The sequence below is a fragment of the Bradyrhizobium sp. BLXBL-03 genome, from assembly GCF_051853015.1.
Classification (GTDB): Bacteria; Pseudomonadota; Alphaproteobacteria; order Rhizobiales; family Xanthobacteraceae; genus Bradyrhizobium; species Bradyrhizobium manausense.
This window is the reverse complement of the sequence record NZ_CP182470.1, coordinates 996,021-1,013,432: the sequence shown is the minus strand read 5'-3', so window position 1 is coordinate 1,013,432 and position 17,412 is coordinate 996,021. Positions and strand designations below refer to the sequence as shown.

Genomic DNA, 17,412 nt, shown 5'->3' with positions numbered 1-17,412 from the left:
CCTTTGCTGGCGGAGGCATGAGAGGTTGGGACCATACCAACAAGGCAATCTTTCCACTGTCAAGTATTGCGTTGTGACGCCGTGCCCGACGCGGCACTCGCAATTCCAACGCACGGAATTCCTCTCCCGTCATTCCGGGGCGAGGCGCAGCGTCGCGCCCGGAAATCCATCGGGCCTCGGCGCGAGTTGCAGAATGGATTCCGGGCTCGCGCCAAGAGGCGCGCGCCGGAATGACGTCAGGAAATCAAATCCGGATTGATCAGCCGCTCGAACGAGAACATCTCGTCCCATTTCTCCTGCGTCAGCAGCTTGCGCTCGGTCACCACGATCTGGTGCAGCGACTTGCCGCTCTTGTAACCTTCACGCGCGATCTCGGCGCATTGCTTGTAGCCGAGCAGCGGCTTCAGCACGGTGACGATGCCGAGCGAGTTCAGCACCATGTTGCGGGTGTGCTCCGCATTGGCGGTGATGCCGACGACGCAATTCTCGCGCAGGCTGTTGACCGCGCGCTCCATGGTGCGGATCGAGAAGAACAGCGCGAACGAGATCACCGGCTCCATCACGTTGAGCTGGAGCTGGCCGGCGGATGCCGCCAGCGTCACCGTGGTGTCGAGACCGATAACGAGGAAGCTGGTCTGGTTGACGACCTCGGGGATCACGGGATTGACCTTGCCCGGCATGATCGATGAGCCCGGCTGCAATTGCGGCAGGTTGATCTCGTTGAAGCCGGCACGCGGGCCCGAGGCTAGCAGGCGGATGTCGTTGCAGATCTTGGTCAGCTTGCTCGCGGTGCGCTTCAGCACGCCGGAGAGTTGCACATAGGCGCCGGTGTCCGAGGTCGCCTCGACGAGGTCGCCGGCGAGGATGAAATCGACGCCGGTCAGCGCGCTCAAATGCCTGACAGCGAGCTTGGGATAGCCGACCGCCGCCGTCACCGACGTGCCGATCGCGGTTGCGCCGAGATTGATCTCGCGCAGCAGCGCGCGCGCCTCCGAGATGCGGTCGACCTCCTCGCCGATCGTGGTCCCCCATCCGCGGAATTCGGCGCCGAGCGACATCGGCACCGCGTCCTGCAGATGGGTGCGGCCCATCTTCAGGACGCGGTCGAATTCGCGGCCCTTGGCGAAGAAGGCCTCCTGCAGCTGGCGCAGCGCCGTCATGTAGCTCTCGAGGCGCAGGATCAGCGCCAGCCGAAACGCGGTCGGATAGGTGTCGTTGGTCGACTGGCCGTAATTGACGTGGTCGTTCGGGCTGACATGCTGGTAGTCGCCCTTGTGGAAGCCGAGCGATTCCAGCGCGAGGTTGGCGATCACCTCGTTGGCGTTCATGTTGGTCGAGGTGCCGGCGCCGCCCTGGATGAAGTCGGTGACGAACTGGTCCATCATGTCGCCGGCGATGACGCGGTCGCAGCCGAGGATGATGGCATCGGCGACCTTGGCGTCGATCGCGCCGAGGTCGCGATTGGCCATCGCCGCGGCCTTCTTGACGTAACCCAGCGCCTTCACGAAGTAAGGCTCCTGGCTCATCGGAATGCCGGTGATGTGGAAGTTCTCCTTCCCCCTGATAGTCTGGACGCCGTAGTAGATGTCGTCGGCGATCTCACGCGGTCCGAGGAAATCCTGCTCCGTACGGCTCATGGGCGCTCCTTGCTGCTCGCGCGACGTCCCTAGTTCTGGCACAGCGCGCTGGTGACGACGGTATCGGTGCGGCAATCATCCGGCTTGCGTTGCCTGCCCGGAATGAGAACCTTGGCCGAGCACTTCTCGGCGGAATCGGTGTTGAGGCTCTTGCCTTCCTTGTAGCCCTTGCTCTGGCAGAGCTGGTTGGCGGCGAGCTTGCAGTCGGGCGCACCGTTGGAGGAGATCGGGCAGGCCGCGCGACCGGAGACCATGGTCGACGGCGTCGCCAGCCGCGACAGGTCGTTCATGGCCTCGCTTGGGCTTTTGATCGGCGGCAGGATCGAGGGCAGCTTGTCGAACAGCTTGCCCATTTCATTGATCAGCCCGGGGTTTTCCGCTGGCGCGGGCGGCGCTGAGGGGGCGGGCGGCGGCGCGGCCTGAGGCCCCTGCTCCTGCACGCCCAGCGATTGCGGCACCGATTGCGCCCACCCGATCCCGCCGGCACCGAGCAGGAGCAGCACTGCTGACATCAGCGTCCCGAGCCGCACGGCCGGATTGGCGGATCGAACCATCATGAGACCAACCGTAGCCGACGCTGGCGCGGCGGCAAAGTTCAGATCAGCTTGATCGCCACAACAAAGCCGAGCACCAGCACGGCAGCACCGAGCGCGACCCACAGACCGAGATGCCGCTCGATGCGCTCCCGGATCCAGTCGCCATAGCGGTTGAGCAGGATCGCCACGATGAAAAAGCGTCCGCCGCGCGCGACGATCGAGCACAGCACGAAAAGAGCGAGATTGTAGCCGGCAAAGCCCGAGGTGATGGTGACGAGCTTGTAGGGGATCGGCGTCAAGCCCTTGAGCAGGATGATGATGGCGCCCCACTGGGCATAGGAGGCGCGGAAAGCGTCGACCTTGTCGCCGAGGCCATAGACCTGGATCAGCCAGTGGCCGACCGAGTCAAACAGCAGCGCGCCGATGGCATAGCCGAGCAGGCCGCCCAGCACCGACGTCGCGGTGCAGATCGCCGCATAGACCCAGGCGCGCTGCGGGCGCGCCAGGGACATCGGGATCAGCATCACATCCGGGGGAACGGGAAAAAAGGAGCTTTCGGCGAAAGCCACGGCACCCATGATCCAGAGTGCGTAAGGCTTGTGGGCGGCGTCGATGCACCAGTCGTAGATACGTTTCAGCATGGCGCCGCGATGAAGCACCATGGGACGGATTTGTCCATCGCGAGTTTTGTGACGATTTAATGCCTTTTTCGCGCCGCGCGGCCTTCCAGCGCGACAATAGGCCGCCGCCTGGAGATGCTCGGTGAGGCGACCTTAGGCAGCTTCATCGGCGACTTCGGCAGCTTTTCGGCGATGCCGAGCATGTCCTCACGCCGCGACATCTCGCGCCAGACGTCTTCGGGGCGGACGCCTGCGGACGCCCAGAGCACGGTGAGATTGTAGAGCAGGTCGGCGCTTTCCCGGACCACGGCCTTGGCGTCGCCGTTGACCGCATCGATCACGACCTCGATCGCCTCTTCCGCCAGCTTCTTCGCCATTTTGGAGGGCCCACGCTGAAACAGCCGGGCGGTGCGCGATGTTGCCGGATCAAGATCCCTGGCCGCGAGCACAGCCAGATATAGCCGCTCAAGCGAATCACTCATTTACGCAAAACTACTCTAAACCAATGGTAGACACGTTAACACGCGACAACAAAAGCGAAAAACAAGCCGGCGCGGCAAGCGCGCCGGCTTGTTGGTGGATAGGCTTGTGGCCGACCGGTCAATAGCAAGCGTAGCCGGACCAGCCGTGGGAGCAGACCTTGGTGTAGCCGCCATACTGCTCTGCATAGCCCGACCCATAATAATAGCCGGGACCATAGGCGGGGCCGCTGTAGTAGGCCGGGGCGCTGTCGTAGTAGTAGCCCGGACCCGGATCATAGGCGTAGGCGTCGCGGGTCGCGGCGATCGCAAGCCCGGTACCGATGGCGCCGGCAATCGCTGCACCGGCCAAGGCCGCGCCGCCGCCGCCATGCCAGTGGCGGCCTCCGGCGAACGAGGCGGTGGGGGCGACACTGGTCAGTGCCAGCACCGCGGCAGTGGCGAGAACGGCCTTGCGGCCGGCAAATTTTGAAAATCGGTCAAACATGTCCTGGACCCTCCTTGGGACCTTCGTTGGTGCCTCGAGACAGGCTCATGGCTCTCAAACACCTGTTGCCCAAGTTAGGTTCCCCAATCCCAACACAAGCTGAACGGGCTTGCGTGATCGTGACGCGACCGCCGCTCATCTCCCGTTCAGGTTAGGTGATGCAGGCAAACCCCGGCATGCCGCTTCTCAGCGCCCCCGGCGAGAGATCGGGATAGAACAAAGCTTCCGCTGTATCTCGCCGGCGATCCCAGTTTAGAATGTCACCTCAAGATCATACCGCCTGCCTGGGTCAGCGCCTGCCTCATGTCCATTTTCCGTCTCTACACCCGCGTTCTCGAACTGCTCGGCAAGGAGGCGCGGCTGGGCTGGCTGCTGGCATTCGCCAATCTGCTGCTGGCCGGCTCGCAATTCGCCGAACCGGTGCTGTTCGGGCGGATCGTCGACGTGCTCTCCGGCAAGACGGTCGCAGGCTCGAACTCGGCCTGGCCGTTCCTCGCCGCCTGGGTCGCCTTCGGACTGTTCACCATCGCCTGCAGCGCGCTCGTGGCCCTGCAAGCCGACCGGCTTTCCCATCGCCAGCGCCAGGCGGTGCTGACCAGCTATTTCGAGCACATCCTGCAGCTGCCGCTGACCTTCCATTCCGGCACCCATTCGGGACGGCTGATGAAGGTCATGCTCAACGGCACGGACGCGCTGTGGCGGCTCTGGCTCGGCTTCTTCCGTGAGCATTTTGCCGCGATCCTCTCGGTCGTGGTGCTGCTACCGCTGTCGCTCTATCTGAACTGGCGACTCGCGATCCTCCTGTTCGTGCTCTGCGTCGTTTTCACCGCCCTGACAACCTTCGTCGTACGCAGGACCTTCGGCATGCAAATGGCGGTCGAGGAGCATTACAGCGAGCTCTCCGCACGCGCCTCCGACGCGCTCGGCAATGTCGCGCTGGTGCAGAGCTTCGTGCGGGTCGAATCCGAGGTGAAGGGCTTGCGCTCGGTCGCCGACGAGCTGCTCGCGGCGCAAATGCCGGTGCTGTCGTGGTGGGCGTTGGTCACGGTGATCACGCGCGCCTCCACCACCGTCACCGTGCTCGCGATCTTCACGCTCGGCATCGCCCTGCACGATCAAGGCCTGACCTCGGTCGGCGAGATCGTGATGTTCGTCAGCTTCGCCACACTGCTGATCCAGAAGCTGGAGCAAGTGGTGAGCTTCATCAACAGCGTCTTCATGGAGGCACCGCGCCTGCGCGAGTTCTTCAATGTGCTCGATGCCGTGCCCGCGGTGCACGACCGACCGGACGCGATCGATGCAGGCCGGCTCTCCGGCCTCGTCGAATTCAACGACGTCACCTTCTCCTATGACGGCAAACGGCCTGCGGTCGAGGATCTCTCCTTCACCGCACTGCCTGGCCAGACCATCGCGCTGGTCGGCCCGACCGGCGCCGGCAAGTCGACCGCGATCGCGCTGCTGCACCGTGCCTTCGATCCGCAATCCGGCTTCATCAGGATCGACGGCATGGACGTGCGCGGCGTGACGCTGACATCGCTGCGGCGGAATATCGGCGTCGTGTTCCAGGAAGCGCTGCTGTTCAACCGCTCGATCGAGGAGAACTTACGCGTCGGCAAGCCGGATGCGACCGAAGCCGAGATGCGCAAGGCGGCGGAGCGCGCGCAGGCGCTCGACTTCATCGAGCGGAGCGGCGGCTTTGCGACCAATGCCGGCGAGCGCGGCCGCATGCTCTCCGGCGGCGAGCGGCAGCGACTGTCGATCGCACGAGCGCTGCTGAAGGACCCGCCGATCCTGATCCTGGACGAGGCGACCAGCGCGCTCGATGCCGTGACCGAGACCAAGGTGAACGCCGCTCTCGATGAAGTGATGAAGGGCCGCACCACCTTCGTCATCGCCCACCGCCTCTCCACCATCCGCAATGCCACGCGGATCCTGGTGTTCGAGAACGGGCGGGTGATCGAAAGCGGAACTTTCGATGAACTCGTCGCCAAAGGCGGCCATTTTGCCGAGCTCGCCAGAGCCCAGTTCATGGTGCAGGAACAAGCCCGGGCCGCGCGGGGCAGCGCAGGTGCCGCGGAGGCAGCTTCCGCTGCCGTCAAGTCCCCGTAGCACTGTCGAAATTCGGCCTATTTCATTGCGGAATACCGCCTTGAAGCCCCTATTCTCGACGCACGAGCCGGTATAGGTTTGCGCTGCCGCGAGCGGCGGCGCTGGATTTCAAAACCGAACGTCAGATCACGAGAACCGCGTGGAACCAGCGGCTCTCCAAGGACCGGAATCGGATAGTGCACGCCTTTCGCCCGCTGCTTCGCAAATCCCTGTTCAACCTGTTCGCCGCGACGCTCGCCGTCGGTGCGCTTGTCGTGCCGCGCGCCGTCAATGCCGAAGCGTTGCTGCTGATCGAAGCCGACAGCGGCAAGGTGCTGCAGGCCGAGAACGCCACCATTCCCTGGTATCCGGCCTCCGTCACCAAGATCATGACCGCCTATGTGACGCTGAAGGCCGTGAAGGACGGCAAGATCACACTCGACACGCTGCTGACGGTGTCGCCGACGGCCGCCTCGCAGTCGCCCTCGAAGATGGGCCTGCGTCCGGGAACACAGCTCACCGTCGACAACGCGCTGAAGATGATGATGGTCAAGTCGGCGAACGACATGGCCGTGGTGCTGGCCGAAGGCCTCGGCGGATCGATCGACGGCTTCTCGGTGATGATGAACGACACCGCGAAGAAGCTCGGCATGACGCAGACCAACTACGTCAATCCGAACGGGCTGCCCGCGGACGGACACGTCACCTCGGCGCGCGACCTCGGCATTCTCGCCCGCTCGTTCCTCCGCGACCTGCCCGAATACGAGTACTTCGTGCACATCCCGGCGATCCGCTTCGGCAAGCGGATCACGCCGAACTTCAACAAGCTGATCGGCCGCTATCCCGGCGCCGATGGTTTCAAGACCGGCTTCATCTGTGCCTCCGGCTACAACCTCGTGGCCTCGGCCACGCGCAACGGCCGCCGCCTGATCGCGGTGGTGCTCGGCGCCAATTCCGGCACCGCGCGCGCGGTGAAGGCGGCGCAGCTGCTCGAGCGCGGCTTCAGCCAGGACAATCTGTCGTGGCTGCGCCCCTCGCTCGGCACTGTCGAAAACCTCGTGCCCGTCGATGCCTCGCCGCCGAACCTGCGTGAGGAGATGTGCGGTGGTCACCGCAAACATCCGGCCAGCGACGACGATGATGCGTTGATCGCGACCAATGGCAGCGGATCGACCTCTCTGACCGGCGGCGAAGCCAAGGTCACGTTCTTCACCGCCGGCCTCCAGCCGCCGCTGATGAAGGCGTCCGACCTGATGGCCTCGGCCGCGGAGGCTGTGGAGCCCGTGGTGGTCTATACCGGCCCGACCCGCACAGGCGCGGCCCTCGTCGCGGCCGTCGCAGCCGACGCCGACCAGCAGGCCACGCCGAAGGCGCGTGGCAAGAAGTCGCGCGTCGCCAAGAAGCCCGACGCCGGCAGCGAAGCCAAGACGGCAGCCGCCAAGCCCGACGTCACGGCAAAAAGTGATGCAAAGAGCGCGGCAAAGCCGGCCGCGAGCAAGCATGCCGCGGCCAGACCTGCTGAGAACAAGCCTGTTGCCAACAAGCCCGCTGCGGACAAGGCGGCGGCGAGCGGCGATCAGGCTGCCAAACCTGCAAAACCCAAGGCCGCGACAAAGCCTGCGTCGAAGCCCGCGCCCAACAACAGCTAGGTTAACGCTCCAGGCCCGGCCGCACTTCGCAGCTGCGGCAGCGACTTGCGACGATTCCAGTAGCCACCTCCCGGCCTTTGCCCTAAGCCTCGACCGCTTGCCAGCCGTTCCGGCAGGCTCGATACTGGCGGCAATGAGGCAGCCCGGGACACAACGGGCACTGACGTTAAGAGAGGGGAGTTTCCATGGAGCGCATCTGGCTCAAGCAATATCCGCCCGGCGTGCCCGCTGATATCGAGCCGACGCAATACGCATCGCTGGTCGATCTCTTGGAGGAGAGCTTTGCGAAGTTCGCCGACCGCAAGGCGTTCATCTGCATGGACAAGGCGATCACCTATCGCGACCTCGACCAGATGTCGCTGGCGCTCGCCGCCTATTTGCAGGGCCGCGGCCTGCAGCGCGGCGCCCGCGTCGCGGTCATGATGCCGAACGTGCTGCAATACCCCGTGGCCACCGCAGCCGTGCTGCGTGCCGGCTTTGCCGTGGTCAACGTCAACCCGCTCTACACCCCGCGCGAGCTCGAGCATCAGCTCAAGGATTCCGGCGCCGAAGCCATCATCGTGCTGGAGAACTTTGCCCACACCGTCGAGCAGGTGATTGCGAAGACCCCGGTCAAGCACGTCATCGTCGCCAGCATGGGCGATCTGCTCGGCTTCAAGGGTGTGATCGTCAATCTCGTCGTTCGCCGCGTCAAGAAGATGGTGCCGGCCTTCGCGCTGCCCGGCGCGGTGTCCTTCAACGATGCGCTCGCGGCGGGCCGCGGCCAGACCTTCAACAAGCCAAAGCTCTCGCCTGGCGACGTCGCTTTCCTGCAATATACCGGCGGCACCACCGGCGTCTCCAAGGGCGCTACGCTGCTCCATCGCAACATCGTCGCCAACGTGTTGCAGAACGACGCCTGGCTGCAGCCGGCGCTGGCTCAGCCGCCGCATGTCGAGCAGCTGATGATCGTGTGCGCGCTGCCGCTCTATCACATCTTCGCGCTGACGGCCTGCTACCTGCTCGCGGTGCGTGCCGGCGGCTGCAATCTCCTGATCCCGAACCCGCGCGACATCGCGGGCTTCATCAAGGAGCTGGCAAAATACCAGGTCAATAGCTTCCCGGCCGTCAACACGCTTTACAACGGCCTGATGCATCACCCTGACTTCAAGAAGCTCGACTTCTCCAAGCTGAAGATCTCGAACGGCGGCGGCATGGCCGTGCAGCGTCCGGTGGCCGAGCAGTGGAAGGCGATCACGGGCTGCTCGATCGCCGAAGGCTACGGTCTGTCGGAGACCTCGCCGACGCTGACCTGCAACACCGCGACCAATGCTGAGTTCAATGGCACCATCGGCATCCCCGTGCCGTCGACTTACATCTCGATCCGCGACGACGAGGGCAACGAGGTGCCGCTCGGCCAGCCGGGCGAGATCTGCGCCAAGGGCCCGCAGGTGATGGCCGGCTACTGGAACAGGCCGGAAGAGACCGCCAAGGTGATGACCGCGGACGGCTATTTCCGCACCGGCGACATCGGCATCATGGACGAGAAGGGCTACACCAAGATCGTCGACCGCAAGAAGGACATGATCCTGGTCTCCGGCTTCAATGTCTATCCGAACGAGATCGAGGAAGTGATCGCGAGCCATCCGGGCGTGCTGGAATGCGCCGTGATCGGTATCCCCGACGCCAAATCGGGCGAAGCGGTGAAGGCCTTTGTGGTGAAGAAGGATCCGAACCTCACGGCCGAGGACGTGATCAAGTTCTGTCACGAGCAGCTCACCGGCTACAAGGTACCCAAGCACATCGAATTCCGCACCGACTTGCCCAAGACCAATGTCGGCAAGATCCTCCGCCGCGAGCTACGCGACCAGAAGAAGGCCCAGGCGGCGTAGGACGTCGCCAACGGTACGACGGGGCGCGACGACGCGCCCCGTCGTCATTGCGAGGAGCTCTTGCGACGAAGCAATCCAGAATCCCTCCACGGACACAGCTTGGATTGCTTCGCGGAACCTGTCATCGGGCCGCGCTTCGCGCGGACCCGTTGGCTCGCAATGCCGAGAATTGGCAGCATCGGCTCATTACAGCCGTTTCCCTCCGGTGGTAAAATGCTCTAGAACTCTGGCGGCCTCTTTCAATGGAGAAACGACCATGGCGATCCAAGTTGGCGACAAGCTGCCCGAGACGAAATTCCGCGTGATGACGGCGGAAGGCCCGCAGGTGAAGACCACCGACGATATCTTCAAGGGCAAGAAAGTGGCGCTGTTCGCCGTGCCCGGCGCCTACACCGGCACCTGCCACAAGATGCATCTGCCGAGCATTTTCCTCAACGCCTACGCCATGAAGGACAAGGGCGTCGACACCATCGCCATCGTCTCTGTCAACGACGCTTTCGTCATGAATGCCTGGAAGCGCGACACCGACCAGCGTGACGAGGCGATCTTCCTCGCCGACGGCAATGCCGACTTCACCAAGGCAATCGGCATGGAGCTCGATGCCTCCGCCAACGGCCTCGGCATCCGCTCCAAGCGCTATTCGATGCTGGTCGAGGACGGCGTGGTCAAGAAGCTGAACCTCGAGGCGATGCCCGGCAAGGTCGAGGTGTCGGGCGGCGATACGCTGCTGGGGCAACTCTGAGCCACGGCAGAAGTGCCGTAGGGTGGGCAAAGGCGCGTCAGCGCCGTGCCCACCATCGTCCCCAATTGGAAGAACGTGGGCACGCTTCGCTTTGCCCACCCTACGAGACTCTAAGTCTCTCGTCATTCCGGGGCGCGCGCAGCGCGAGCCCGGAATCCATCTCACGTCAGAGCGCGGAGAGGAATGGATTCCGGGCTCGCCCTTCGGGCGCCCCGGAATGACACCTACTCCGCCAGCCGCTGCTGCAGCCTCGCCTTTAAGATCCCGTCCCGCGCCAATTGATCGGCGCGTTCGTTCTCCGGGTGGCCGGCGTGGCCCTTGACCCAGTGCCAGCGCACCTGGTGCGCTTTCAGCGCCGCATCGAGGCGCTGCCATAACTCGACGTTCTTCACCGGCTTCTTGTCGGCGGTGCGCCAGCCGTTGCGCTTCCAGCCGTGGATCCAGCCGGTGATGCCCTGCCGGACATACTGGCTGTCGGTGTAGAGGTCGACGGTGCACGGCTTCTTCAGCGCTTCCAGCGCGGAGATCGCCGCCATCAACTCCATCTGGTTGTTGGTGGTGTGTGGCTGGCCGCCGTTCAGCTCTTTTTCCTTGTCGCCGAACTTCAGGATCGCGCCCCAGCCGCCGGGCCCGGGATTGCCCGAGCAGGCGCCGTCGGTGAAGATCGTGACATTGGGGAGCTCGCTCACGCGACCAGTCCTGACGGCATCAGCCCATAATCCCTCGCGCTGGAGACGCTCTGATGGAAGCGCAGCTTGCGAAAATATTCCAGCGGATCCTTCGGCTTCACCAGCGCGCCGGGAGGCACGTTGAGCCAGTCGACCAGCCGCGTCAGCAGGAAGCGGATCGCGGCGCCCCGCGCCAGCAGCGGCAGCGCGGCCTCCTCGGCCTCGGAAAGCTTTCTCACCCGCCCGTAGGCGTTGAGGAAGGCGCGCGCTTTGGTGACGTTGAAGGAATGATCCGGCTCGAAGCACCAGGCGTTCAGGCAGATCGCGACGTCATAGGCCAGCATGTCGTTGCAGGCGAAGGTGAAGTCGATGATGCCCGACAGCTTGTCGCCGAGGAAGAAGACGTTGTCGTTGAAGAGATCGGCGTGGATCACGCCTTCGGGCAGATCGGTCGGCCAGACGCCGCCCGAGAGATAGTCGAGCTCGGCCGAAAGAAACGCGCGCAGGTCCGGCTGCACCTCGTCGGCGCGATCCGCAGCTGCATCGAACAGCGGCCGCCAACCCGCGACAGACAACGCGTTGGCGCGCTTGATCGCGAAATCGGCGCCGGCCAGATGCATGCGGGCGAGGCCCTCGCCGACACCGGCGCAATGCACAGCGTTCGGCTTGCGCGGCCAGATGCCTTCGAGAAAAGTGATGATCGCGGCGGGCCGTCCCTGCAACTCGTGCAGCGGCTCGCCATCCCTGGCCTTCACCGGCAACGGGCAGCTCACGCCGTGCTCGGCCAGATGCGTCATCAGCGCGAGGAAGAACGGCAGATCGTTCTTCGCCACGCGCTTTTCGTAGAGCGTGAGGATGAACGACCCTTTGGTCGTATGCAGCAGGAAATTGGTGTTCTCGACGCCCTCGGCGATGCCCTTGTAGGAGAGCAGTTCGCCGAGATCGTATTGCTTCAGGAAATCCGCAAGCTCGTCGGCGGCAACGTCGGTGTAGACCGCCATGCAAGACTACTCGGCGGCGGCTTCGGGGCGCACCTGGCGCGGCAGCGGGAAGAACTCGTTCTCTTCCGCGGCCGAGACCGTCTCCACATGCAGCGTGTAGCGCTCGGCGAAGGCGTCCATGATCTCCTCGACGATCACTTCCGGCGCCGACGCGCCCGCGGTGATGCCGAGGCTCGTGATGTTGCCGAACTTGGTCCAGTCGATGTCGGCGGCGCGCTGCGCCAGCACGGCGATCTTGCAGCCCTCGCGCTCGGCGACCTCGCGCAGGCGCTGCGAGTTCGACGAGTTCGGCGCGCCGACCACGATCAGGGCGTCCACCACCGGCGCCACCTTCTTCACCGCGAGCTGGCGGTTGGTGGTGGCGTAGCAGATGTCTTCCTTGTGCGGGCCGTTGATGTTCGGGAAGCGCTCCTTGAGCAGCGCCACGATCTCCGCGGTGTCGTCGATCGACAGCGTGGTCTGGGTCACGAAGGCCAGATTGTTCGGGTCCTTCGGATTGATGGTCTTGGCGTCCTCGGCGGTCTCGATCAGGGTGACCGCGCCGACCGGCAGCTGGCCGAGCGTGCCGACCACTTCAGGATGATGCGAGTGGCCGATCAGGAAGATCTCGCGGCCTCGCTTGAAGTGGATCGCGGCCTCGCGGTGGACCTTGGTCACCAGCGGGCAGGTCGCATCCAGCGAGAAAAGATTGCGGGACTGGGCGTCGGCGGGAACCGACTTCGGCACGCCATGGGCCGAGAACACCACCGGCGCGGTCGTGTTCTCCGGGATCTCCGCCAGCTCCTCGACGAAGATGGCGCCCTTCTTTTTCAACCCGTCGACGACGTATTTGTTATGCACAATCTCATGGCGAACGTAGACGGGGGCGCCATACTTATCGAGCGCCCGTTCCACGGTGTCGATCGCCCGGACCACCCCGGCGCAGAAGCCGCGGGGAGAACAAAGCACGATCTTGAGGTCTGGTTTGGCTGACATTGAGCGATCTCGGGACCGAATCACCCGGCAATACGGGCGGAAGACGGTCGGTGGATGGAACAGGGGCTAAAGCTTAAGGGCCTACGGCGGCTTCAGAGGGAATTGGGCCCCCTTTCAGACGCTGTCAAGGCACTATCTATAGCAGAACCATTGCGTGGCTACCCCCTCCGGGCTTATATAGCGCGAATTCCCTGTCATCGCTGATGACCACCGGTTTCGCCTCCTGAGGGGGTGGGCGAAGCACAAAGGAGATTTGCCATGAGCAACGCACCTCTGATGCCCAAGGCGACCGCCGTCTGGCTGCTCGACAACACCGCGCTGACCTTCGACCAGGTCGCCGATTTCACCAAGATGCATCCCCTCGAGGTGCGCGCGATCGCCGACGGCGACGCCGCCCAGGGCATCAAGGGCATGGACCCGATTTCCAACGGCCAGCTGACCCGCGAGGAAATCGAGAAGGGCGAGAAGAACCAGGACTACCGGCTCCGTCTCCAGGAGAGCAAGGTCGTGCTGCCGCCCCAGCCCAAGCGCAAGGGCCCGCGCTACACCCCGGTATCGCGCCGTCACGAGCGTCCCAGCGCCATCCTCTGGCTGCTGCGCAGCCATCCCGAGCTCAAGGATGCTCAGATCATGCGCCTGGTCGGCACCACCAAGAGCACGATCGCCAGCGTCCGCGACCGCACCCACTGGAACACCTCGCAGCTGACCCCGATCGACCCGGTGACCCTCGGCCTTTGCTCGCAGATCGAGCTCGATTTCGAAGTGGCGCGCGCCGCCAAGGAAAAGCCTGTTGACGCCAATTACGGCGGCGCCACCCTGCTGCCGGCGTCCGAGACCACCAAGAAGGACGAGTACGAGTCGTCGGAGAAGTCGAGCGACGACCTCAACGTCGACGCCGTGTTCGCCAAGCTCAAGACCCTCGGCGGCAAGAAGCACGAGGAAGAGGAGGAGTAGGCTCCGTCCCTCGCATCCGGTTCGAACGCGGCGGAGCGATCCGCCGCGTTTTATTTTGCGCAACCGAACCCTCGCAGGCTCGCGCAGGGAACGTTGCGGCTGACCTCGCATTGTGTTCAACGCGGAGGATCAGCAATGCGGGATGACGAAGACCATTTTGCGCTGATGCTGGGGCGCGCTGCTCTGGCTGTGTGGGGCGATATGCCCCGCGATGTCCAGGAAGCCCTTTTCGAAATTGCCGTCAAAGACCGCCCGGAGGATCGCGACGCATTGGCGAAGCTCTTGCACGAGCGGCATCCGCGGACCTTGCATGCGAGATAGCCGCGCGCCCCTCGCCGCGGCGAACGACGACAAGGTCGCAGCGCCGGGGTTGTCCCGGCACCGCGAAACGTCATCAGAACTTGTAGGTAACACCGCCTCCGACCAGCCATGGGTCGATATGTGCGGTGCCCGTCACGGGCAGGCCGCTGACCGTCGCCGAATAATCTGGACGCAGCCAGAGCTTCTTCACGTCGACGTTGAGGCCCCAGTGCCGGTCGAGCATGTAGTCGAAACCGAACTGCACGGCGCCGCCCCATTGGTTGCTGACATGCAGCGCAGTCGTGGTGGCGACGATGGCGGGCGGACCGACGATGGCGGCGGGGGTGTTGGCGGCCGAGTTGTTGAAGAACACCGTATAGTTCACACCGGCGCCGATATAGGGCTTGAACGCACCGAAATTGTCGAAGTGATATTGCAGCGTCAGCGTCGGCGGCAGCAGCGTGGTCTTGCCGATCGGCAGGTTGGCGAGCGAACCGGTGCCGCTGATGGAATGCCTGGTGACGCCGAGGATGAGCTCGGCCGCGATGTTCTTCGTGAAGAAGTAGCTGATGTCGAGCTCGGGCACAGCCTGGTTGCTGATCGACAGACCGGAATTCGGCGACGACAGCGTCGGGACGCCCGCGACATTGACGGTCGAGCCGCCGGCATCCGGCAGGACGCCGAGCACGCGCAGACGTATCATCCAGGGATTGAAACTCTCCGCCGGCGGCGGGGCCTTCGTGTAGACAGGCAAGTCGGCCGCCTGCGCGAACTCAACAGCCGCCGCGAAGGCGGCGCCAAGCGCCGCCAGCCGCGCCAAGTTTCTTATCGTTCTCTGCATTTCAATCCCCTTCAACCATAAGCGCGCTTCGTTGCGCGACATCAGGGTCAGAGCAGAAAGGCGCTGGGGAAGGATTTGATGCCGATCAAATCAGGACAGGCGCGACACGATTTGGCCGTGGCGTTGCAGATGAGTCACGTCAAGGCCAGCCGTCGCGCGCAGGATAGTACCGCAGCCGATGTCAGGGCCGCTCCGGATGGTTCAGCATGTATTCGCCGAGATCGCGCTGGCGGCGGTCGGAGCGGGCGAGCGCCGCATTGCGCTGGACGTCGCGGTCCTTGCGGCAGGCCACATATTCCGGCGAGCCGACCGCGAGGCCGCGGCCCTGGCACACCGCATCGTCGTCGTCGCCACCCATCGCGGTCGGCGTCTGGTAACGCCCCGCACAGGCGGAGAGAGCGAGGGCGAAGCCCACGGCAACGAGCAGCCGCGGCGCGGTGGCGAGTGACATAGCAGGTCCCCTGTTGGCCGGCCCTGTTTAGCGCGGAATGAGGAGATTGTAAGTCGGCAACACCGTCATTCCGGGATCGGGCGTAAGCACCAGACCCGGAATCTCGAGATTCCGGGCTCGATGCTGCGCATCGCCCCGGAATGACGGGTCAAATCTCACACTCTCCCCTTCAGCGCCTCGCCGATCTCGTCCAGCACCTTCGGATCCTCGATCGTGGCCGGCATGGTCCAGGCCTCGCCGTCGGCGATCTTCTTGATGGTGCCGCGCAGGATCTTGCCCGAGCGCGTCTTGGGCAGGCGGCCGACGGTGATGGCGAGCTTGAAGGCGGCGACGGGGCCAAGCTTGTCGCGCACCAGCGCGATGATCTCCTTTTCGATCTCACCAGGAGAGCGTTTCACGCCGGCCTTCAGCACCAGGAAGCCGCAGGGCACCTCGCCCTTGATCGCATCCTTGACGCCGAGCACGGCACATTCGGCGACATCCGGGTGCGAAGCCAGGATCTCTTCCATGCCGCCGGTGGAGAGGCGGTGGCCGGCGACATTGATGATGTCGTCGGTGCGGCCCATGACGAAGACGTAGCCGTCCTCGTCCTTGTAACCGGCGTCCGAGGTCTTGTAGTAGCCGGGAAATTCGCTGAGATACGCCTCCTTGAAGCGTTCATCCTGATTCCACAGCGTCGGCAAACAGCCCGGCGGCATCGGCAGTTTGATCACGATCGAGCCCATGCTATTCGCCGGCACGGGCTTTGCGGCTTCATCCACTACGTCGACCTGATACCCCGGCATCGGCACCGTCGGCGAGCCATGCTTCACCGGCAATTGGCCGAGGCCGACCGGATTGCCGGCAATGCACCAGCCGGTCTCGGTCTGCCACCAATGGTCGATCACAGGCACCTTCAATTGCTGCTCCGCCCATTCCACCGTCGGCGGATCGGCGCGCTCGCCGGCGAGGAACAGCGTGCGGAATTTCGACAGGTCATATTGCCGGATGAATTTTCCGTCCGGGTCCTCTTTGCGGATCGCGCGGAAGGCGGTTGGCGCGGTGAACAGCGCGACCGCCTTGTGCTCGGAGATCACGCGCCAGAACGCGCCGGCATCCGGCGTGCCGACCGGCTTGCCCTCATACATGACCGAGGTCGCGCCATGCAGCAGGGGGCCGTAGACGATGTAACTGTGGCCGACGACCCAGCCGATGTCGGAGCCGCACCACCAGACCTCGCCCGGCTTGACGCCATAGAGGTTGAACATCGACCACTTCACCGCGACCATATGCCCGCCATTGTCGCGCACGACGCCTTTGGGAATGCCTGTCGTGCCCGAGGTGTAGAGGATGTAGAGCGGGTCTGTCGCAGCGACCGGCACGCAAGGCGCCTTCTTGCCCTCGTTCATCGCCTTGCGGCGCAGGCTCGCCCAATCATAATCGCGCTTCGGCGCGAGGTCGCACGTCAGCTGCGGACGCTGCAGCACGATGCAGGCCTTTGGCTTGGCGGACGCCAGCTTGATCGCCTCGTCCAGCAGCGGCTTGTACTGCACGATGCGGCCGGGCTCGATGCCGCAGCTCGCCGAGAGAATGAGCTTTGGCTGTGCGTCGTCAATGCGGGTCGCGAGTTCCTTGGCGGCAAAGCCGCCGAACACCACAGAGTGCACCGCGCCGATGCGCGCGCAGGCGAGCATCGCGACCACGGCCTCCGGCACCATCGGCATATAGAGGATGATGCGGTCGCCCTTGGCGACGCCAAAATCCTGCATGATCGCGGCGAGCACCTGCACCTCAGTCAGCAGCACGGCATAAGTGAGTTTGGTGACCGAGCCGGTCAGCGGCGAATCGTGGATCAGTGCGACCTGGTCGGCGCGGCCGCGTTCGACGTGGCGGTCGAGCGCGTTGTAGCAGGTATTGACGACGCCGCCGGCGAACCAGCGGCCGTAGACGCCCTGCGTAGGGTCGAAGATCTTTTTCGACGGCTCGATCCAGTCGATCTCCTTGGCCGCCTCAGCCCAAAAGCCTTCGGGATCGGCCAGCGAGCGCGCATGGACCTCGTGATACCCACTCTTTCCCTGGACATTCATTCCCGGCGCTCCCGTTTCTCCTTTGATGGCCTTGCCTTGACCTGACG

At 64.2% G+C, this 17,412-nt stretch carries 17 protein-coding genes; 6 read left to right on the top strand and 11 right to left on the bottom strand.

The window, feature by feature from the left end; genetic code table 11:
- Nucleotides 1-236 precede the first annotated feature (236 nt).
- From ACNJX9_RS04870 to ACNJX9_RS04850, 5 genes are all read right to left on the bottom strand, one after another.
- On the bottom strand, nucleotides 237-1,637 hold the full coding sequence (locus ACNJX9_RS04870) for an aspartate ammonia-lyase (RefSeq protein ID WP_057759621.1): 1,401 nt from the start codon (nucleotides 1,635-1,637) through the stop codon (nucleotides 237-239).
- A gap of 29 nt (nucleotides 1,638-1,666) precedes the next feature.
- Nucleotides 1,667-2,194, bottom strand: coding sequence for a hypothetical protein (locus ACNJX9_RS04865; protein WP_439408001.1), 528 nt, complete (start codon nucleotides 2,192-2,194; stop codon nucleotides 1,667-1,669).
- Between the two features lie 38 nt (nucleotides 2,195-2,232).
- The gene (locus tag ACNJX9_RS04860) at nucleotides 2,233-2,835 is read right to left on the bottom strand and encodes a YqaA family protein (protein ID WP_162268471.1); all 603 of its coding nucleotides are present in this window, start codon (nucleotides 2,833-2,835) and stop codon (nucleotides 2,233-2,235) included.
- A 35-nt stretch (nucleotides 2,836-2,870) separates the two neighbouring features.
- Nucleotides 2,871-3,275 carry a phosphoribosyl-ATP diphosphatase gene (gene hisE, locus ACNJX9_RS04855; protein ID WP_057759627.1) on the bottom strand — a complete coding sequence of 135 codons (405 nt, stop codon included), beginning with the start codon at nucleotides 3,273-3,275 and terminating at the stop codon, nucleotides 2,871-2,873.
- 118 nt (nucleotides 3,276-3,393) lie between these two features.
- The gene (locus tag ACNJX9_RS04850) at nucleotides 3,394-3,759 is read right to left on the bottom strand and encodes a hypothetical protein (protein WP_057759632.1); all 366 of its coding nucleotides are present in this window, start codon (nucleotides 3,757-3,759) and stop codon (nucleotides 3,394-3,396) included.
- A 303-nt stretch (nucleotides 3,760-4,062) separates the two neighbouring features.
- Here ACNJX9_RS04850 and ACNJX9_RS04845 point away from each other — a divergent pair, with 303 nt between their 5' ends.
- From ACNJX9_RS04845 to ACNJX9_RS04830, 4 genes are all read left to right on the top strand, one after another.
- A complete protein-coding gene (locus tag ACNJX9_RS04845; RefSeq protein WP_439408000.1) occupies nucleotides 4,063-5,868 on the top strand; it encodes a glucan ABC transporter ATP-binding protein/ permease in 1,806 nt (601 codons plus the stop codon).
- A 176-nt stretch (nucleotides 5,869-6,044) separates the two neighbouring features.
- Nucleotides 6,045-7,496: a D-alanyl-D-alanine carboxypeptidase family protein gene (locus ACNJX9_RS04840; RefSeq protein WP_439407999.1), complete on the top strand. Its 1,452-nt coding sequence runs from the start codon at nucleotides 6,045-6,047 to the stop codon at nucleotides 7,494-7,496.
- Between the two features lie 185 nt (nucleotides 7,497-7,681).
- Nucleotides 7,682-9,367: a long-chain fatty acid--CoA ligase gene (locus ACNJX9_RS04835; protein ID WP_057759641.1), complete on the top strand. Its 1,686-nt coding sequence runs from the start codon at nucleotides 7,682-7,684 to the stop codon at nucleotides 9,365-9,367.
- A gap of 256 nt (nucleotides 9,368-9,623) precedes the next feature.
- The gene (locus ACNJX9_RS04830) at nucleotides 9,624-10,109 is read left to right on the top strand and encodes a peroxiredoxin (protein ID WP_057759644.1); all 486 of its coding nucleotides are present in this window, start codon (nucleotides 9,624-9,626) and stop codon (nucleotides 10,107-10,109) included.
- Nucleotides 10,110-10,333: 224 nt separating this feature from the next.
- Here ACNJX9_RS04830 and rnhA read toward each other — a convergent pair whose 3' ends face one another.
- The 3 genes from rnhA to ispH are packed head-to-tail and all read right to left on the bottom strand — an operon-like array spanning nucleotide 10,334 to nucleotide 12,753.
- The gene (gene rnhA / locus ACNJX9_RS04825; RefSeq protein ID WP_439407998.1) at nucleotides 10,334-10,798 is read right to left on the bottom strand and encodes a ribonuclease HI; all 465 of its coding nucleotides are present in this window, start codon (nucleotides 10,796-10,798) and stop codon (nucleotides 10,334-10,336) included.
- Nucleotides 10,795-11,778 (bottom strand): homoserine kinase, encoded by a 984-nt coding sequence (locus tag ACNJX9_RS04820; RefSeq protein WP_439407997.1) that lies wholly within the window; start codon nucleotides 11,776-11,778, stop codon nucleotides 10,795-10,797. The genes rnhA and ACNJX9_RS04820 overlap by 4 nt, the downstream gene beginning before the upstream one ends.
- A 6-nt stretch (nucleotides 11,779-11,784) precedes the next feature.
- A complete protein-coding gene (gene ispH, locus ACNJX9_RS04815; protein WP_271603686.1) occupies nucleotides 11,785-12,753 on the bottom strand; it encodes a 4-hydroxy-3-methylbut-2-enyl diphosphate reductase in 969 nt (322 codons plus the stop codon).
- Nucleotides 12,754-13,011: 258 nt separating this feature from the next.
- Here ispH and ACNJX9_RS04810 point away from each other — a divergent pair, with 258 nt between their 5' ends.
- Nucleotides 13,012-13,707: a DUF1013 domain-containing protein gene (locus ACNJX9_RS04810; protein ID WP_057759654.1), complete on the top strand. Its 696-nt coding sequence runs from the start codon at nucleotides 13,012-13,014 to the stop codon at nucleotides 13,705-13,707.
- Nucleotides 13,708-13,842: 135 nt separating this feature from the next.
- Nucleotides 13,843-14,028, top strand: a complete 186-nt coding sequence (locus ACNJX9_RS04805; protein ID WP_439407996.1) for a hypothetical protein — start codon at nucleotides 13,843-13,845, stop codon at nucleotides 14,026-14,028.
- A 73-nt stretch (nucleotides 14,029-14,101) separates the two neighbouring features.
- Here the strand turns inward: ACNJX9_RS04805 and ACNJX9_RS04800 are convergent, their stop codons facing one another.
- The 3 genes from ACNJX9_RS04800 to ACNJX9_RS04790 all read right to left on the bottom strand — a co-directional run bounded on the left by ACNJX9_RS04800 (nucleotide 14,102) and on the right by ACNJX9_RS04790 (nucleotide 17,365).
- Nucleotides 14,102-14,848: an OmpW/AlkL family protein gene (locus ACNJX9_RS04800; RefSeq protein ID WP_439407995.1), complete on the bottom strand. Its 747-nt coding sequence runs from the start codon at nucleotides 14,846-14,848 to the stop codon at nucleotides 14,102-14,104.
- 181 nt (nucleotides 14,849-15,029) lie between these two features.
- Nucleotides 15,030-15,299 (bottom strand): hypothetical protein, encoded by a 270-nt coding sequence (locus ACNJX9_RS04795; RefSeq protein ID WP_057759663.1) that lies wholly within the window; start codon nucleotides 15,297-15,299, stop codon nucleotides 15,030-15,032.
- Between the two features lie 155 nt (nucleotides 15,300-15,454).
- Nucleotides 15,455-17,365: a propionyl-CoA synthetase gene (locus tag ACNJX9_RS04790; RefSeq protein ID WP_439407994.1), complete on the bottom strand. Its 1,911-nt coding sequence runs from the start codon at nucleotides 17,363-17,365 to the stop codon at nucleotides 15,455-15,457.
- Nucleotides 17,366-17,412: the final 47 nt, after the last annotated feature.

What these genes read in the sequence shown, in the direction of transcription:
- ACNJX9_RS04820 (WP_439407997.1), bottom strand. Translation starts at nt 11,778, where the DNA reads ATGGCGGTCTACACCGACGTTGCCGCCGACGAGCTTGCGGATTTCCTG.
- ACNJX9_RS04870 (WP_057759621.1), bottom strand. Translation starts at nt 1,637, where the DNA reads ATGAGCCGTACGGAGCAGGATTTCCTCGGACCGCGTGAGATCGCCGAC.
- ACNJX9_RS04805 (WP_439407996.1), top strand. Translation starts at nt 13,843, where the DNA reads ATGCGGGATGACGAAGACCATTTTGCGCTGATGCTGGGGCGCGCTGCT.
- ACNJX9_RS04850 (WP_057759632.1), bottom strand. Translation starts at nt 3,759, where the DNA reads ATGTTTGACCGATTTTCAAAATTTGCCGGCCGCAAGGCCGTTCTCGCC.
- ACNJX9_RS04800 (WP_439407995.1), bottom strand. Translation starts at nt 14,848, where the DNA reads ATGCAGAGAACGATAAGAAACTTGGCGCGGCTGGCGGCGCTTGGCGCC.
- ACNJX9_RS04835 (WP_057759641.1), top strand. Translation starts at nt 7,682, where the DNA reads ATGGAGCGCATCTGGCTCAAGCAATATCCGCCCGGCGTGCCCGCTGAT.
- ACNJX9_RS04830 (WP_057759644.1), top strand. Translation starts at nt 9,624, where the DNA reads ATGGCGATCCAAGTTGGCGACAAGCTGCCCGAGACGAAATTCCGCGTG.
- ispH (WP_271603686.1), bottom strand. Translation starts at nt 12,753, where the DNA reads ATGTCAGCCAAACCAGACCTCAAGATCGTGCTTTGTTCTCCCCGCGGC.
- ACNJX9_RS04845 (WP_439408000.1), top strand. Translation starts at nt 4,063, where the DNA reads ATGTCCATTTTCCGTCTCTACACCCGCGTTCTCGAACTGCTCGGCAAG.
- ACNJX9_RS04790 (WP_439407994.1), bottom strand. Translation starts at nt 17,365, where the DNA reads ATGAATGTCCAGGGAAAGAGTGGGTATCACGAGGTCCATGCGCGCTCG.
- ACNJX9_RS04860 (WP_162268471.1), bottom strand. Translation starts at nt 2,835, where the DNA reads ATGGTGCTTCATCGCGGCGCCATGCTGAAACGTATCTACGACTGGTGC.
- ACNJX9_RS04795 (WP_057759663.1), bottom strand. Translation starts at nt 15,299, where the DNA reads ATGTCACTCGCCACCGCGCCGCGGCTGCTCGTTGCCGTGGGCTTCGCC.
- hisE (WP_057759627.1), bottom strand. Translation starts at nt 3,275, where the DNA reads ATGAGTGATTCGCTTGAGCGGCTATATCTGGCTGTGCTCGCGGCCAGG.
- ACNJX9_RS04810 (WP_057759654.1), top strand. Translation starts at nt 13,012, where the DNA reads ATGAGCAACGCACCTCTGATGCCCAAGGCGACCGCCGTCTGGCTGCTC.
- ACNJX9_RS04865 (WP_439408001.1), bottom strand. Translation starts at nt 2,194, where the DNA reads ATGATGGTTCGATCCGCCAATCCGGCCGTGCGGCTCGGGACGCTGATG.